Annotated in this window: 5 protein-coding genes, 1 pseudogene and 1 CRISPR repeat array; of the genes and pseudogenes, 2 read left to right on the forward strand and 4 right to left on the reverse strand. The window is 34.5% G+C overall.

The features are described 5' to 3' along the window. Positions 1 to 6: 6 nt before the first annotated feature. Positions 7 to 1,293 (reverse strand): annotated as a pseudogene (locus tag GO621_RS19035) (DUF6807 domain-containing protein). Between the two features lie 408 nt (positions 1,294 to 1,701). Between GO621_RS19035 and GO621_RS19465 the strand changes: the two are divergent. Next, positions 1,702 to 1,884: a hypothetical protein gene (locus tag GO621_RS19465; RefSeq protein WP_449406764.1), complete on the forward strand. Its 183-nt coding sequence runs from the start codon at positions 1,702 to 1,704 to the stop codon at positions 1,882 to 1,884. Positions 1,885 to 2,173: 289 nt separating this feature from the next. Next, a CRISPR array of direct repeats spans positions 2,174 to 11,398; the repeat unit is 46 nt; unit sequence GTTGTGATTTGCTTTCATTCTTTGAATTACTGATATTTAACCCAAC. Positions 11,399 to 11,659: 261 nt separating this feature from the next. On the opposite strand, the gene cas2 is transcribed toward GO621_RS19465, so the two are convergent. The 3 genes from cas2 to cas9 all read right to left on the reverse strand — a co-directional run bounded on the left by cas2 (position 11,660) and on the right by cas9 (position 17,644). After that, positions 11,660 to 11,989: a CRISPR-associated endonuclease Cas2 gene (gene cas2, locus GO621_RS09490; RefSeq protein WP_157566386.1), complete on the reverse strand. Its 330-nt coding sequence runs from the start codon at positions 11,987 to 11,989 to the stop codon at positions 11,660 to 11,662. Between the two features lie 3 nt (positions 11,990 to 11,992). Then, positions 11,993 to 13,018, reverse strand: a complete 1,026-nt coding sequence (cas1, locus tag GO621_RS09495) for a type II CRISPR-associated endonuclease Cas1 (RefSeq protein WP_157566388.1) — start codon at positions 13,016 to 13,018, stop codon at positions 11,993 to 11,995. A 126-nt stretch (positions 13,019 to 13,144) separates the two neighbouring features. After that, positions 13,145 to 17,644, reverse strand: a complete 4,500-nt coding sequence (gene cas9, locus GO621_RS09500) for a type II CRISPR RNA-guided endonuclease Cas9 (protein ID WP_157566390.1) — start codon at positions 17,642 to 17,644, stop codon at positions 13,145 to 13,147. A gap of 305 nt (positions 17,645 to 17,949) precedes the next feature. Here cas9 and GO621_RS09505 point away from each other — a divergent pair, with 305 nt between their 5' ends. Then, on the forward strand, positions 17,950 to 18,573 hold the full coding sequence (locus GO621_RS09505; RefSeq protein WP_157566392.1) for an NYN domain-containing protein: 624 nt from the start codon (positions 17,950 to 17,952) through the stop codon (positions 18,571 to 18,573). The last annotated feature ends 126 nt before the right edge of the window (positions 18,574 to 18,699 follow it).

Here is an 18,699-nt window from a genome sequence, read left to right on the forward strand (position 1 = left end):
TTGTTTTTAATGCTGTTTTATTTTAGCCGGATTTATAATTTCAACAGTTACGTTAGGCGGATAAGCAAAGTAATGCCATGCTGCTTCTGCTTTTGCCTGGTTAAAATGGCCGTTAAATACCACAAACCGGTATTTCAGCACATAATCATTTCCCGGGGTTAGTAGCCAGTCTTTATCTTTGGTTGGAGAAAAATTAGCGTAAACATCACCACGGCCATTCATATCAGATTTCCATACTCTTAAAGGTTCCGGGAAATTGTAGTTGGTGGGGAATGACATCATCACTGCACCTGCATATTCCTGGTCGATCTGGCCTTGTACAATTACCCAGCGCGCTTTGCTGCCATCTGCTTCATCCCGTGTTTTCCCTTCAGAAGTTAGCATCATACTGTTTTTACCATCCCATTTTTCGGTGGCACGCCATCCGAGGCCGCCATAGCGATAAGCTAAAAGCTTAACTGCACTCTCTAAACAATTCAACTGTATGGTAATATCGGCAATATAATAATCCGCAGTAGTTGCAGGCTGATAAATGCGTACAGACTGCAATTCGTTTAAAGCTACTTTTTCTTTTTCCGGGCCTTGCTTTTTAAACGCAATATGTTGCTGCAAAACCTGAAAATCAGCATAAACAGCACCACTGGTTAACGAGGTGAAATTTGCAAAGCGCACAGTTCCCTGCTTTTCTTTCAGGTTTCAGAAATCTACTGTATCACCTTCAAAATAAGTATGTGTCCAGGGGTCCCACAAACCAAAATGGTGGTAATGGTCGGGCGCACCTATCCGGGTTAACCTTTGTCCTTTAGGAGACCATAGCGGATGGATAAAGCCACTTCTTTTAAAAACAGTATCTACACCTGCCGGAGGATAAACGGTTTTGTAATTATATCGTAACAGGTTTTTATGATTTGCTGTAATGGTTACATAACCGCTGTCTTTTACTATTTGGATAGCTTCTTTTACTTCGGGCGTGCGGGCTTTTACCAGTTCATAGCGATGTTTTCCGGGATTAGCGTTTGCTTTTACTAAAAAAAATAAAAAGCGCCGGCCTTTATTTTCTATTTGAAAAGGGATAACGTTTCGTTTGTTACCAGCTATTTCAAACAAGTTAATCGCAGAATCAGGAATGGTGGTTATTTTATCCAGGTCAACACTTACAGGCACAGCAATATTTTCAGTTTTACCATCAAGGTTAACCATTAAAACAGCAATTTTTTGTGCCTCTGCCGGCAAAGTAATAAGCAGGACAAAAGCCATAAAAAAGAAGCTTTTAAACAACTTTATGTAATCCATTTTTTAAGGGTTTGGTAGTTGATGCTATCAAAAGTATTTAAATAGTTGCTTCTGATTTTTCTAAAGTAGAAAATTAAGGTTGATTTGTAACATTTGAAATAAGGATGCTTCTTTTAGTATCCATTTTTTTAAATTATTTGCCTGTAAAAGAAGCATGGACAGTTTAATTTCTTCACCTGCATGGTAAAACCATATTGTTTTTTAATATTTATATCATCAGATGGAAAGCACAAGGAAGTATAATAGGACGGATAAGTTGCAGCCATCCTCGAATAACAAAAAACCTAAATAAAAGAAGCATGAACAGGACCCGGTTTTTATCATTGCTCGGTTTATCGTCTTTTACGCTATTCAATATAAAAACAATGGCAGAAAATATAGTTAAACCTGAAACTCATTTTTTTAAAGATGATGGCATTATCCCTAACAGCCAATATCCGCTGCTGCATTATCAAAAAGCTTTTACAGCAACCGGTCCGGCTGGGGCAAGCTGGCTGGAACAACATTTTGCCCAATATAAATGGACCAATTCCTGGCGCAACGGCGTTTATCCGTTTCATCATTACCACAGCACCTCGCACGAAGTTTTAGGCATTTACAACGGCTCAGCCTTGCTGCATTTAGGCGGAGAAAGAGGACAAAAAGTTAAGGTTGAAGCCGGAGATATTATCGTAATCCCGGCTGGAGTTGGCCATAAAAATTTAGGCAGCAGTACTGATTTTGGTGTGGTTGGCGCGTACCCGGATGGAAGAAGCTGGGATGTAATGAGAGGACAACCTGGCGAAAGGCCAAAAGCGGATGAACGGATTGCGGCCTTGCCGGTTCCTGATTTTGACCCGTTTTTGGGGAAAGCGGGTGGTTTGGTTGGGCTTTGGACGTAATTGTGATTTGCTTTGGTTATTTGAATTACTGATATTAACCCAATAAAGGCTAAAATCCTATGCTGGCCATTATAGTTGTGATTTGCTTTCATTCTTTGAATTACTGATATTTAACCCAACCCGAAGTAAAACCGCTGGAAGAACTAAAATGTTGTGATTTGCTTTCATTCTTTGAATTACTGATATTTAACCCAACAATAAGGACGACGTAAAAAAATGGCAAATTGTTGTGATTTGCTTTCATTCTTTGAATTACTGATATTTAACCCAACGCAACTCAAAGCGAGCCTTACACTTATCGGGTTGTGATTTGCTTTCATTCTTTGAATTACTGATATTTAACCCAACTTACCCTAATCCTGTTAGTTACCAATGGTAGTTGTGATTTGCTTTCATTCTTTGAATTACTGATATTTAACCCAACGATGAAGTAATAAGCGACGAACCGCAAGGGTTGTGATTTGCTTTCATTCTTTGAATTACTGATATTTAACCCAACAGAAATTGCTGCCGAAGAAAAGATTAAATCGTTGTGATTTGCTTTCATTCTTTGAATTACTGATATTTAACCCAACAATTGATGAAGGCTGTAAACATGCGGTATTGTTGTGATTTGCTTTCATTCTTTGAATTACTGATATTTAACCCAACTTAATTATCCGCAGCAATATGTTTCCGATGGTTGTGATTTGCTTTCATTCTTTGAATTACTGATATTTAACCCAACGTTCAATTGGTACATCGAATCCGATAGCTTGTTGTGATTTGCTTTCATTCTTTGAATTACTGATATTTAACCCAACACCAACTGCAATAACCTCATTATTGCCATAGTTGTGATTTGCTTTCATTCTTTGAATTACTGATATTTAACCCAACTATATAACAAATGACATAGGTACTTATTTTGTTGTGATTTGCTTTCATTCTTTGAATTACTGATATTTAACCCAACGCAGCCAACATAGTTAACCAATCAAATAGCGTTGTGATTTGCTTTCATTCTTTGAATTACTGATATTTAACCCAACCTTTATTAGCAAAATCACCAAGTGTTCCTGGTTGTGATTTGCTTTCATTCTTTGAATTACTGATATTTAACCCAACTCAAAAAGATTTTAGTGCGCAAATTATACAGTTGTGATTTGCTTTCATTCTTTGAATTACTGATATTTAACCCAACTAGGGTACGCGTTACCATCGCAACCTATATGTTGTGATTTGCTTTCATTCTTTGAATTACTGATATTTAACCCAACTGCACACTTGCGAAACCAACCAGCGCAGGTGTTGTGATTTGCTTTCATTCTTTGAATTACTGATATTTAACCCAACAAGTGTTTTTTCATTTCCATACACCAAAGCGTTGTGATTTGCTTTCATTCTTTGAATTACTGATATTTAACCCAACATTAGAAATTAAATCTTTATTGCAAGGTATGTTGTGATTTGCTTTCATTCTTTGAATTACTGATATTTAACCCAACCACTTCTATTGCATTTATGCCGTTGTTTACGTTGTGATTTGCTTTCATTCTTTGAATTACTGATATTTAACCCAACATATAATGAACAAGCAAAAAACGGTCGCTGGTTGTGATTTGCTTTCATTCTTTGAATTACTGATATTTAACCCAACGTTGCCAGGCGTTTTGCCCCGGTAGATATTGTTGTGATTTGCTTTCATTCTTTGAATTACTGATATTTAACCCAACAAGTGGGCCAAAATGGATTTAATAGACCGGGTTGTGATTTGCTTTCATTCTTTGAATTACTGATATTTAACCCAACCTAAACGATGTTTATACACCTACAGCAGACGTTGTGATTTGCTTTCATTCTTTGAATTACTGATATTTAACCCAACTATTTTGGTTCCGGTTAATTATTCTTCTGTGTTGTGATTTGCTTTCATTCTTTGAATTACTGATATTTAACCCAACAACGATTACTGTACGGGCGATTTTGATACGGTTGTGATTTGCTTTCATTCTTTGAATTACTGATATTTAACCCAACAAGATTTACACGAATACCAGATAACGGGTAGTTGTGATTTGCTTTCATTCTTTGAATTACTGATATTTAACCCAACAATGCGTTGTTTATAAGCACGCCGCGTGGCGTTGTGATTTGCTTTCATTCTTTGAATTACTGATATTTAACCCAACCAAACTTGAAATCACATCCGCAGGACTTCCGTTGTGATTTGCTTTCATTCTTTGAATTACTGATATTTAACCCAACTGCCGCTTATTGGCTGGCATCTGCTTGCAAGTTGTGATTTGCTTTCATTCTTTGAATTACTGATATTTAACCCAACTATTGCCAGGCGATGGCAAGCCATTTATTCGTTGTGATTTGCTTTCATTCTTTGAATTACTGATATTTAACCCAACTGCTGCCGGACGCTGCAATAAAAAGCAGTAGTTGTGATTTGCTTTCATTCTTTGAATTACTGATATTTAACCCAACCAATCAAAGGAAACTTAGCAACGTTTTTTGGTTGTGATTTGCTTTCATTCTTTGAATTACTGATATTTAACCCAACTTTCACATGGGCAACCCACCACATTCACGGTTGTGATTTGCTTTCATTCTTTGAATTACTGATATTTAACCCAACTTGAAGTTTCAAACCTGATTTCAGAAGCTGGTTGTGATTTGCTTTCATTCTTTGAATTACTGATATTTAACCCAACTCATAATTTTGCTATGTTGTATAGTGCTGGTTGTGATTTGCTTTCATTCTTTGAATTACTGATATTTAACCCAACGATATAACGTTTTGTACCGTCTTGTTTGGGTTGTGATTTGCTTTCATTCTTTGAATTACTGATATTTAACCCAACACGAACAGTTGCCAATGCTTACAGACTGGGGTTGTGATTTGCTTTCATTCTTTGAATTACTGATATTTAACCCAACATGTAGTTTTTTTATATAATACTCCAACTAATTGTGATTTGCTTTCATTCTTTGAATTACTGATATTTAACCCAACTAAATAAGATGAATCAACCCAGTAAGCATGTTGTGATTTGCTTTCATTCTTTGAATTACTGATATTTAACCCAACGGTATCAAACTTGTTAAGTGGGGTACAATAGTTGTGATTTGCTTTCATTCTTTGAATTACTGATATTTAACCCAACTGACCCTCGTTACTTTTAACCAGGGCTTTGGTTGTGATTTGCTTTCATTCTTTGAATTACTGATATTTAACCCAACAGATAAAAAAGCCGGCGAGATCAGCGCCGAGTTGTGATTTGCTTTCATTCTTTGAATTACTGATATTTAACCCAACCAACCTCAATTCCAAATGTTTATTCCACTAGTTGTGATTTGCTTTCATTCTTTGAATTACTGATATTTAACCCAACGCTCCATATTATACTTCATTTTACTTTGTAGTTGTGATTTGCTTTCATTCTTTGAATTACTGATATTTAACCCAACTGGAAGACTACATGCAATTCCTGAGAAATAGTTGTGATTTGCTTTCATTCTTTGAATTACTGATATTTAACCCAACCCAAAGCAGAATCTGATAAATCGCTATAATGTTGTGATTTGCTTTCATTCTTTGAATTACTGATATTTAACCCAACACTTCTGTTCATAATTGCATTATTAAATGTGTTGTGATTTGCTTTCATTCTTTGAATTACTGATATTTAACCCAACGTGATAAAATCGAAGGTATATTATCATAGTGTTGTGATTTGCTTTCATTCTTTGAATTACTGATATTTAACCCAACCCATGATGTGTAAGGTTGTTTAAGGTTATTGTTGTGATTTGCTTTCATTCTTTGAATTACTGATATTTAACCCAACTGGTTGTTTTGATACCTCCGGCAGAACTTGGTTGTGATTTGCTTTCATTCTTTGAATTACTGATATTTAACCCAACAAAATTGCAAGAGTACCTCAACCAATCGGAGTTGTGATTTGCTTTCATTCTTTGAATTACTGATATTTAACCCAACCGCGGTTTTCAAAATCATCCGTTAACAACTGTTGTGATTTGCTTTCATTCTTTGAATTACTGATATTTAACCCAACAAGTACCTATGTCATTTGATATGTAGGATAGTTGTGATTTGCTTTCATTCTTTGAATTACTGATATTTAACCCAACCCTGCTAATTCTCTTTATCATATTAAGTATGTTGTGATTTGCTTTCATTCTTTGAATTACTGATATTTAACCCAACTTTGTGGCCGGCAAACCCTTTGCAATTACTGTTGTGATTTGCTTTCATTCTTTGAATTACTGATATTTAACCCAACAATGTACCAAAACAGCGCGTTCCAATACGCGTTGTGATTTGCTTTCATTCTTTGAATTACTGATATTTAACCCAACACTGATCAGCACCAGGTAAAAGGCAACTTGTTGTGATTTGCTTTCATTCTTTGAATTACTGATATTTAACCCAACATACACAAAATAAAAAATATGCTGGCCGTAGTTGTGATTTGCTTTCATTCTTTGAATTACTGATATTTAACCCAACACGCTGCACGCGAGAACCAAAGCACAAGTTGTTGTGATTTGCTTTCATTCTTTGAATTACTGATATTTAACCCAACGTCTGCATGTGTTGGTAAAAACTTCATCAAGTTGTGATTTGCTTTCATTCTTTGAATTACTGATATTTAACCCAACATATCCAAAAATATTTACCCTTTATCAAGTGTTGTGATTTGCTTTCATTCTTTGAATTACTGATATTTAACCCAACTGGATTGGTCGCGAGCTGTTTTGATTACCGTTGTGATTTGCTTTCATTCTTTGAATTACTGATATTTAACCCAACTTTATGCTTGATCTGATACAACCATTGCTTGTTGTGATTTGCTTTCATTCTTTGAATTACTGATATTTAACCCAACATTAGAATTTACGCGAAAAGCGAAAGGCATGTTGTGATTTGCTTTCATTCTTTGAATTACTGATATTTAACCCAACGTCTTGTTTCAAAGCCCATTTAAAAAAGAAGTTGTGATTTGCTTTCATTCTTTGAATTACTGATATTTAACCCAACCATAGCGTTACCGGAAATGCGAGCATCATCGTTGTGATTTGCTTTCATTCTTTGAATTACTGATATTTAACCCAACCATGGACGGAAAAGGGGTTTTGAATGCGGAGTTGTGATTTGCTTTCATTCTTTGAATTACTGATATTTAACCCAACTTCTGTATTTTTCATAAGCTTCTTTGCTTTGTTGTGATTTGCTTTCATTCTTTGAATTACTGATATTTAACCCAACGATAAAAAATACCATGTTTTACACGATTTGTTGTGATTTGCTTTCATTCTTTGAATTACTGATATTTAACCCAACTGTTCAAAAAGATAATCTATTTCAGGTTAAGTTGTGATTTGCTTTCATTCTTTGAATTACTGATATTTAACCCAACATTATGGTCTTTCAGAACCCTGATCCTTTGTTGTGATTTGCTTTCATTCTTTGAATTACTGATATTTAACCCAACTAAGGCAACCAATAAATAAAAGGCGATAATGTTGTGATTTGCTTTCATTCTTTGAATTACTGATATTTAACCCAACATTTGAGCTGCTGCTCATCATCATCAGTATGTTGTGATTTGCTTTCATTCTTTGAATTACTGATATTTAACCCAACTTTCCCATAACATGGGGTTATCATACTGCTGTTGTGATTTGCTTTCATTCTTTGAATTACTGATATTTAACCCAACCATCAGGCACGAGCTTAATACTTGAATCTTGTTGTGATTTGCTTTCATTCTTTGAATTACTGATATTTAACCCAACTTTTTCATTTTCTAAGTCTTTGAATTTCGGTTGTGATTTGCTTTCATTCTTTGAATTACTGATATTTAACCCAACAAAAACCCAATTTTCGCCAACGCGGTATTTGTTGTGATTTGCTTTCATTCTTTGAATTACTGATATTTAACCCAACGTACTTGAAAAAATAACCCTGAAGTTTGTAGTTGTGATTTGCTTTCATTCTTTGAATTACTGATATTTAACCCAACATGAAAATGAAAGTCAATGTAGGCATTATTGTTGTGATTTGCTTTCATTCTTTGAATTACTGATATTTAACCCAACTTGTTTTAGAATTTAAAGAGCCATTAACTGTTGTGATTTGCTTTCATTCTTTGAATTACTGATATTTAACCCAACAGAAGAAGACATTAGCTGGATGCAGGAACTGTTGTGATTTGCTTTCATTCTTTGAATTACTGATATTTAACCCAACCTTCCATTTTGTTTCGGTTAACGGCTATCTGTTGTGATTTGCTTTCATTCTTTGAATTACTGATATTTAACCCAACTACCTGTGTGTAAGCCTTTTTACTTGTGTGGTTGTGATTTGCTTTCATTCTTTGAATTACTGATATTTAACCCAACTATGGTTTGGGCATAAAAAAACCTTAACTTGTTGTGATTTGCTTTCATTCTTTGAATTACTGATATTTAACCCAACTACATAGTATTGCCAAAGCCTTATCGGCGTGTTGTGATTTGCTTTCATTCTTTGAATTACTGATATTTAACCCAACTAACGTAAATAACAAATGAAATCTAGCTGCGTTGTGATTTGCTTTCATTCTTTGAATTACTGATATTTAACCCAACTTACTTCGCAGCGGTTAAAGCTTTTCTTCCGTTGTGATTTGCTTTCATTCTTTGAATTACTGATATTTAACCCAACTTCTTTTGAAGAGTTTCCATACAAATATTGGTTGTGATTTGCTTTCATTCTTTGAATTACTGATATTTAACCCAACAAACAGCACCGATGGGCGCATTGCCTAATGGTTGTGATTTGCTTTCATTCTTTGAATTACTGATATTTAACCCAACAAAAATCAACAGAAGAACTGCTGGAACGGGTTGTGATTTGCTTTCATTCTTTGAATTACTGATATTTAACCCAACGCCGCTCAGGTCTGTAGTTTCCCTGCTGCTGTTGTGATTTGCTTTCATTCTTTGAATTACTGATATTTAACCCAACCCGGACAAAAAACTATTGCCGTCATCTGCAGTTGTGATTTGCTTTCATTCTTTGAATTACTGATATTTAACCCAACCCCGAGCAACTTCCACCCTCCGAGCAGTATGTTGTGATTTGCTTTCATTCTTTGAATTACTGATATTTAACCCAACATAAGTATTAAATGCAATCAATTGATCTTTGTTGTGATTTGCTTTCATTCTTTGAATTACTGATATTTAACCCAACAACGGCGGCGGGTTCAGACAACTGGCAGCAGTTGTGATTTGCTTTCATTCTTTGAATTACTGATATTTAACCCAACTAATGGAATTAAAAATATCTCAAATTCAATGTTGTGATTTGCTTTCATTCTTTGAATTACTGATATTTAACCCAACTAAACTGGTGCAGCATGCCCATAATTAAATGTTGTGATTTGCTTTCATTCTTTGAATTACTGATATTTAACCCAACAATCAATAGCTTAAAAATTGGCGACGAAGTGTTGTGATTTGCTTTCATTCTTTGAATTACTGATATTTAACCCAACAAATTACACAACAAAATTAAACGGAATTAAGTTGTGATTTGCTTTCATTCTTTGAATTACTGATATTTAACCCAACCAATCCCTTTAAACTTATGTTCCTTATCATGTTGTGATTTGCTTTCATTCTTTGAATTACTGATATTTAACCCAACTAAGTGTAATGCGTGTGATTCTGGTATTGTGTTGTGATTTGCTTTCATTCTTTGAATTACTGATATTTAACCCAACGCTTAAAAAAGTTATCCTATCAATTCCGCGTTGTGATTTGCTTTCATTCTTTGAATTACTGATATTTAACCCAACAAAACGGTGTGGAATACGACCTGGCAGAGCGTTGTGATTTGCTTTCATTCTTTGAATTACTGATATTTAACCCAACGTAATAAACAGCGGCTGGTACGCCAAATTGTTGTGATTTGCTTTCATTCTTTGAATTACTGATATTTAACCCAACGAGCCATTGCCCGATCCAGATGTTTGTATTGTTGTGATTTGCTTTCATTCTTTGAATTACTGATATTTAACCCAACTCATCCGCCCGCTCCATCTGATAGTATTCGGTTGTGATTTGCTTTCATTCTTTGAATTACTGATATTTAACCCAACAACGCGTTGTTTATAAGTACTCCGCGTGGTGTTGTGATTTGCTTTCATTCTTTGAATTACTGATATTTAACCCAACCTTTACACCTACTATCCAACTTCCGTCCGGTTGTGATTTGCTTTCATTCTTTGAATTACTGATATTTAACCCAACTAAAAAGTTATTTAAATTATCGTTGTCTGTGTTGTGATTTGCTTTCATTCTTTGAATTACTGATATTTAACCCAACAAGCACAGATTATTAATCTTTTTGTGTCGGGTTGTGATTTGCTTTCATTCTTTGAATTACTGATATTTAACCCAACTAATTGCTGTTTAATACCTAATTGCTGTTTGTTGTGATTTGCTTTCATTCTTTGAATTACTGATATTTAACCCAACGTTTGTCATTTCCACCAACATATTTAGTCAGTTGTGATTTGCTTTCATTCTTTGAATTACTGATATTTAACCCAACCCGCAAATTTGGCAAGTATCATCTATATATGTTGTGATTTGCTTTCATTCTTTGAATTACTGATATTTAACCCAACTTACCCTGTAAGTTGGGCATCGGATTTTTAGTTGTGATTTGCTTTCATTCTTTGAATTACTGATATTTAACCCAACGCACGCTATGCCAACGAGTTAAACAGTATTGTTGTGATTTGCTTTCATTCTTTGAATTACTGATATTTAACCCAACCAATTTGCGAAGCAACAGCAGCAATAACATGTTGTGATTTGCTTTCATTCTTTGAATTACTGATATTTAACCCAACTTATGATGCTCAACTACCCATGTTGGTGTAGTTGTGATTTGCTTTCATTCTTTGAATTACTGATATTTAACCCAACATGCCGAAAAATATATAATTGGGCTAAAAGGTTGTGATTTGCTTTCATTCTTTGAATTACTGATATTTAACCCAACTTTGAGCATTTATAGCCTTCACAGATTCAAGTTGTGATTTGCTTTCATTCTTTGAATTACTGATATTTAACCCAACAGATATTAATTATCAATAGCATTTCCATTGTTGTGATTTGCTTTCATTCTTTGAATTACTGATATTTAACCCAACCTATCAGCTTATAAGGAGTTAAATATCAGTAGTTTAATCAAAAAATCAGAAAATAAAAAACTCGGTTGCTTTAGCTTCCGGGGTTTTTATTTTTGTTGTTTTGTTTTTCTAATGGAAAGGGGTAGCTACTCTTTACTGCTTCTTTTACCTTATAAAATCATTAAACTTTCTTTTTTATCTGTTCTATATTTAAAAATATAAGTGCAGATTTTTTATTGCTAAAAGAAGTATGGCTGAGCTGGTAATACGAAATGGACCACCTTAAAATAGTTCTAATTGTTGTGGCGTGTTTGGCAGGGCTTTTTCTTCTTTCCCATAAAACAGTTCCATCATCCCGAACTGCTTGTCGGTTATCGTGATAATGCCTACATGCCCTTTGGCAGGCAATGCTTTTTTTATCCGCTTAATATGTACGTCGGCATTTTCGCGGCTACTGCAATGGCGCAGGTAAATCGAAAACTGGAACATGGCAAAGCCATCTTTCATAATGTCCTTACGAAACTTACTGTAAATCTGCCTTTCCTTTTTAGTTTCGGTAGGCAGGTCGAACAATACTAATATCCACAAGATGCGGTATTCATTTAAACGCATTCATTAAAAAGGTAAATCTATATCATCAATTGCTGTTTTATAACCTGTTTCCGCTTCGGCAGCTTTGCTGAAGTCACCCTCGGTAAAGGCTTTATAATTTCGTTTAGCTTCAAAGTTTCTGATAAAGGGGTAGGCAATCTTCCTGGCCGTCCCTTCATAACACTTGGCAAGCGAAGCCGTAGTGTTTTGCAGGCCAACCATTAAAGGGCTGCGGCCTTTTTCAAATTCCACGTCAACCGTTGCAATCCCAAGCAATTGTGTTTTAATGGAAGTGCCCAGCTCCAAAAAGTTCTCGCCATTATCAATGATCTTTAAAACGATCCGGTCAACATAAGGGCGGTAAGGCTCCATAATATCATCGGCCAGGCAATAGGCATTGTATTTGTTGCGGTGATGGATGCCAAGGGTAGGGAGCAGGCCGGAGCAAACCAGTCCCCTTGCTACAATAGCCCTTAAAATAGCATAACCATAATTTAAAAGGTTGTTGGGCGGATCTCCTTCGCGCCCGCGAAAGAATTCTATTTTCTTCGGAAACACATTCTTCCAGTAATAAGCTGCTGCCCGGCCTTCGTAATTATCCGGATCGCCTGATTTTACTGATTTTGCCCAGTGCAGCATATTCTCGTACGCGATACCGCGATCTGCCAATACCGCAGCCTGGTTTAGTATTTTAGCCTGCATAGTTTGCTGCCACAATTGCTTTTTTAAAGGTTGGGAAGCATCTATCTGATAACGGAAACGCTCGCTTTGAGTATCGTGCCCGTCAATCGGCAGCATCATTCCGGTTGGATGATGCGTATGGTTGCAGGTAATGATGGCTGCATTGTTTTCCAGCAATGCAGCCATACAACCATGGGTAATGGTAATTTGCTGATGGTCTAATACCACAATCCCAACATCTTCAACCGGCACTGTTTTTTTAGATTCCTTTTCGCCTAAAACTTTTAAATGCGGCAGGTCTATTTGTAACTGGCTTTCTTTTAGGCTGAGGTAGGCCGGGTTGCTGAAATGGAGGGTGCGTTTGATCATAGAGGTAATTTACATTTAACTTCCAAGTTTGTCAATGCTTTTTTTACGTGTTTAAATTACATCATTTGTGCAGTCCAGAATTTCAGTTCTAAATTTTAGTCGTAAAAGAAGTGTTTTATTAAAATGTTAAATTTGAGTATTAAAAACAGGTTTAATATTTCCTAAACGATCAATAGAAAGTTTTATACAAAACTCTTTAATCATTATATCATCAACTGATTTTTCTGTTTTGTTTAAAGCAGAAAACTCTACTTTGTTTACAATTGATGTTGCAATATCATTTCGTATAAAAAAGCATTGATAAGAGGTTGAACTTGCCATTTTATAAACTCTTTTTACATGCTCTTTATCAAGATTGCTAAAGTTGATGTTTGAAATATGTTCTCTTTCTTCTTTGGTCGGTACATAAACAAGATCATTCGGAGATAGAAACATTAAAAGTTTTTGTTCATCTACGTTACTTTCTGGCACAGATAATAGTTTTTGCTTTTGGCGCTCGATTACAATATTTAAAGGAATGGTTTCAAAACTTCGTTTGCCGTTTTCATCTTGGTAAATTGCAAAGAAAAGGTTTGTGCCCTTTGCAGCCTCAACAAATTTTGTTTTCTTATTGCCTGATTGACCTACTGCAAACTTATTTCCCTTAGTTTCATAAGTTCGTACTTTTAAAATGGGTTGATGAAATTTTCCATTGTTTAACACAACAATGTTTTTGTTCATTTCCTCAATTCCTTCAGGCGAAAAAGCAATTTCAGGATTGTCTTTACTGTTTTCGAGGTGTTTCAATAGAATTTTTTGAATACCAGTATCAGTAATACTTTCAATTCTTGCTTTATTAAAAGTAATGTCAAGGCTTACTCTGGATGCAACATTATCATTTTCCCAATAGTAAATGCCTACTTTGGAAATATCTTGCCCATATAGCTGATTGTTATTTTCTTTAAAGTGCTTTACTAATTTCTTCTTGTCCAAGCCTTCTGCAATTAGTTTTTTTATATATTTTCTTAAAGGCTTATCAATAATATTTTCAGGTGATTCAAAGGTAGTGGATAATGAAACTGGTTTTGTTTTTCTTAATGAAACCGATCCTGATACTGTATCTTTGTGCAATGGTTTTCTGATTGCCCAACTTTCCCCTTTTTGCTGTTTTAACTTATCTTTTTTTCCGCCCTTTATTATAATGTCATGCTGATTGACAGTTTTATTAATGATCCGCAAATTTTGTTTAAAACTTACCACAACTTGTTCTAATTTACTTTTTGCTTCGGGGATAAATCCTACCCACGGTTGTTTAAATACCCATTTGTAATTTTCAGAAGAACCGTCATTGTATTTTTTATCGCAAAGCGTTTTTCTTAAATTATAACGACCTTGTTGCTTTTGCTCTATTGATTTATTTTTATCTAAAGCGTTTTGGTTATTTAAGAAGTTGATGTGGCTACGGGTAGCACAAGCTATTACTAATGCATCCATAGCATGGTGGCGGTGGTCTATCCTTTTCTTTTGGAACCCTCTTTGTAATTCTAATGGAACAGCCGGTAAGTATTTTTGGTATTTTTCATTGTAAACTGTAAAGTGAGTTGTATTCGTTATTTGGTTCAGTCTTTCAAAGCGTGGTAAGATCAATTCATTCCAAATAGCATCCATTCCCCAGTCCTGTTTCAGTTTAGTCGTAATTTGTCCATTGCTTGCCAATATATTCTTAGAGTTTGCGCCGTCATCATCTTTGTCTGTTCTTACAATATTTGATAAGACCTGCATAATAAACTTGCTGATGTAACGGGTATCATTCATTTGCCGTTCAATCATTTTTTCAGGAATATCTAATGCTAACAGTTTATTTTTCTTTGTTCGGCTTTTATCGTAGTACTGTTTTACGAAAGATGTGTAGGCGTCCTCAGTAAAAACCATAACAGTTTTACCCATACCTACTTCTACAATTTGCCCATAATGATTTTGGATAAATTGTAAAGCAGTTTGACCGCCTTTTAAAGTATTTACAGCTGCTTCACATATTACTTTATTACTAAAGCTATCATCAAAATACCGGCTTTGAGGAATAATATGTTCTATTTCATAGGCTGGTGTAAATAGTTTGTTTAATGGGATAATTTCACCTGTATAAGGCGAACGATATTTTTGTTCAAGCCAAAGCTTGTATCGCTGCAACTCAGAACTTGTAGGTTGTGCTTGTGTGCTGATTTTTTCAATATCCTCAGGTATTTCGATAGCTGCATTTAATACAAAATCCTCATATATCTTCAAAATATCCTGCTGAGTAGGTGAATAAGGCCGTACATTCTCAACAGAATTATCGTTTAGCATTTCGGCTAATAAAGCTTTAATTCGGAGATTGGTATTTTCGTTTTTAGTTACTTGTTCTGTGATTCGCTTTCGTTCAACAGCGGGATTTTTCATATCACGGCCTAACTCAATATGAATTTCATCAAAGAAGCCTTCAACTCCATCTCCATAATACTGCCAAATATCTTTTACAGTTCTAAGTGATTCGGTAATTACCTGTTCTACTATTGGGTTTTTCAAAGAATGTTGTCTAAAAGATTTCAAATATTCTTCTAAGTCGCTAACAGTTTTCCATTGTCCTAAATCACTTTTTTCCGAATGATGATCATACACTACATATTTAGCCAACCATTCTGGTAATCCCTGAAAATGATTGGTATCTGTTAAATTAATAGCTTTATCCCTGACCCTATTTTGTATCGTTTCATCTACTTCCGCATTAATAATTTTTGTAATTCTATCTTTTGTTTTTTCGTATATATTTTCTTCATTCCAATATTTACCCATACGCATTAAGGGTAATAATTTTTTTATTGCCTTTGCTGAGTAAGAACCATAATTACTTGGAAACGGAGGAAATTTCTTGAATGCATCATAAAAACTAACTAAATCAAGGCCGTTTTTATGTGCAAAAGATTTCAATGCTTTTTCGTATTCAATTTTATCAGTTACAGAATAGATAATATGCCATAATTCTTCTTCCGTTTTTTTAGTTAAAAATCCTTGTGGTACGTCATTTACCTTTTCCAATCTGCTAACTATCATAGAATGGGTTTCATTGCAAGGATATTTTTTATCCTCTACATAGTTCCAGCGGTAATTGCTTCCCTTTAATTTAAAATATTTCAATAACGACTGTTGGTCTATTTCTTTTCGTTCATTTAAAAAATCGAATAGTGCAGTGAAATCGTCAATAGTCTGCAAATGATTTTCGGTTTCATTAGCATCATTTCCTCTGTTAATAATACGCAAGTTGCTTATCCATTGCCATAAGCGAAACTCTTGATACAATGGATGTGATTTTGAAATACACTTTATAGGTTCTGTTTTTTTTACACCTTCGAGTATAAAAGTTCTTGACTCTAAGGGGCAATTACTGATAGAGCTTTTTTGACTGCGTAATGGTCTTTGATAGTACAAAATATCTTCTACAATAAGGTGCAGAAAGTCCTTATTTAATAAGGTAGATTGATGATGTAAATTGTGCGGATATAACTCTTCTACGCATTGTTGATACAGATTTCTATCTTGCAACGAATTATGCAATTCAATTTGCTTTTTCAGAATTTGTTCTAACTCGCTCTTGTAAAATTTTCTTTCAATAGTGCGTATAAGTTTACCCTTTATTTTTTGATTAGGCTTTTGTAAAAGCGCATCATAAACATATTCGCCTACACTTTTATCAGATTTTTCAATGTCATTTTCAGTCTTCTTTTTCAGTAATTGCCAATCATCTTCTTTTGGTAAACGGAAGCTTCTTTTTTCTTTTCCTTCTTTGTCTTTTTTAATACTGCCATCTTCGTTTAGGTCAGTAGTCACAATAAAATCACGAATCTTATCTTTCCAATCAAACAATGGTAATTTGCTTGCACGACGGTAAATCCAGCCATTTTCTAAAATAATATTATACCAGATTTCATTCTTGCCCTTTTGTGGTTCATCTGCGGTTACGTCAACTATTTTTAGTGAGTAAAAATCTTCCAGTTTATTCGGCTTATTGTCAGTTTCTTCACCACGTAATTGATAATAGCCACGCTTTTGGTTAAAATGCAAAAGCAACCAGGCTAATTCCTCTTTTTCTATCTTTTTGGTTAATGCTTTTTTTCTCAAATAGTAAATTGTCCAATCGTAAGGTATCTTTGCATCTTCACCTTTCTTGTTTTTTCTGTTCATTAACTCAGGTTGGTGTTTTAGAAAATCTGTAAGCATTTCTTCAAAAGATTCTTTGAAGATGAAATTGCCGTTATCATCGTAAACTAGTTTAGTTTCTGTTTCTGGTAAAAATTTACCTAAACGGGCATTAAAGTCAATTTTATTAGCATAATGCTGAGGAAGAAATTCAAGTGTATTTAATATTCTGTGTAGCCTTTCTCTGCGTAATAAATGACGCTCCCTTAATCTTCTCGTACCTCTTAAACGGGTACGTTCAGCCGTCTGTGAAATAGAATTTCCTCTTTCAAATTCTCCTAAAATATCTTGAGACATGGGAATAATCCTACTTCCCAAGCCAAGAATTTTCCCTTGTTTATTTTCAAAATCTTGTTTTATCAAAGCCCAGCCGATCGAGTTAGTCCCAAGGTCAAGTCCTAAAATTTTTTTCATAGAAAGGTATCTAAAGGTTTTGTTTTAAAAATAAGAAAAGATGGGGAATTAAAAAGGGAAAGCAAATCACAGCCTACAGTACTGTATATAATGTTCCAAACATTATTTATAGTAATATAGAAATATCCCACCTTTTCTATTTTTTATCCTCAAATATAGTTAATATTAGTACTGTAGAAAAATTTGTTTTCTAATTATTTAAACTATATTTGTATTAAACACGAAACGCCCCATTACTGGAGCGTCTATCCAAAGATACTATCTATGGAGCTGTTCTTGTAATGCAAAGATAATATATTCAAAGAATGAAAGCAAATCACAACGAAAGAATTATTGCGTATATAGATGGTTTTAATCTTTATTTTGGTATGAAACAAAGCGGCAATGATACGCTTTGGCTAAATCCGAAAAAATTGGTATTATCTTTACTTAAGCCTAATCAAGAATTAGTACACTTAAATTATTTTACTTCTAGGATCCGCAATAATCCAGATAAGGAGCGAAGGCAAAATACGTATATAGAAGCGATAGAAACATTAAGTGATTGTAAGATAGTTTATGGGCACTACCAATCTCATATCGAAGAATGTAGAAAATGTGGTCATACCTATCCTTACTCAAATGAAAAAATGACCGATGTTAATATTGCAGTTTCGATGATGGAAGATGCCTTTAATGATAAATATGATGCGGCATTTTTAATTACAGGCGATAGTGATTTGGTCCCACCTATTAAATCTATCCAATCTTTGTTTCCGTCAAAACGCGTTTTTGTCGGATTTCCTCCCAATAGGTTCAATGTTAGTGTTAAAAATGTTTCAAAAGGGAATATGATCATTGGCAGGAAAAAATTAAAAGATGCTCAATTTGAAGATGAAGTGCAAAAACCGAATGGATTTATTTTAAAAAGGCCTAATGGATGGAGGTAAGTGTTAAATATATTTTTTACTTTTGTTGTTGAAAGCAAATCACAATAAGGATTATTCCGTTGTGAAAACATTTAAGGCGGGGCAACTCGCCTTTTTTTATTTTCCCTATTTTTGCCCAACCAAACC

It is taken from the genome of Mucilaginibacter arboris (genome assembly GCF_009754915.1).
In the GTDB taxonomy this organism is placed as follows: domain Bacteria; phylum Bacteroidota; class Bacteroidia; order Sphingobacteriales; family Sphingobacteriaceae; genus Mucilaginibacter_A; species Mucilaginibacter_A arboris.

Excerpts from the sequence above, each read along its gene's own strand:
- GO621_RS19465 (WP_449406764.1), top strand. The coding sequence starts at position 1,702 with ATGATGGCATTATCCCTAACAGCCAATATCCGCTGCTGCATTATCAAA.
- cas2 (WP_157566386.1), bottom strand. The coding sequence starts at position 11,989 with ATGCGTTTAAATGAATACCGCATCTTGTGGATATTAGTATTGTTCGAC.
- cas1 (WP_157566388.1), bottom strand. The coding sequence starts at position 13,018 with ATGATCAAACGCACCCTCCATTTCAGCAACCCGGCCTACCTCAGCCTA.
- cas9 (WP_157566390.1), bottom strand. The coding sequence starts at position 17,644 with ATGAAAAAAATTTTAGGACTTGACCTTGGGACTAACTCGATCGGCTGG.
- GO621_RS09505 (WP_157566392.1), top strand. The coding sequence starts at position 17,950 with ATGAAAGCAAATCACAACGAAAGAATTATTGCGTATATAGATGGTTTT.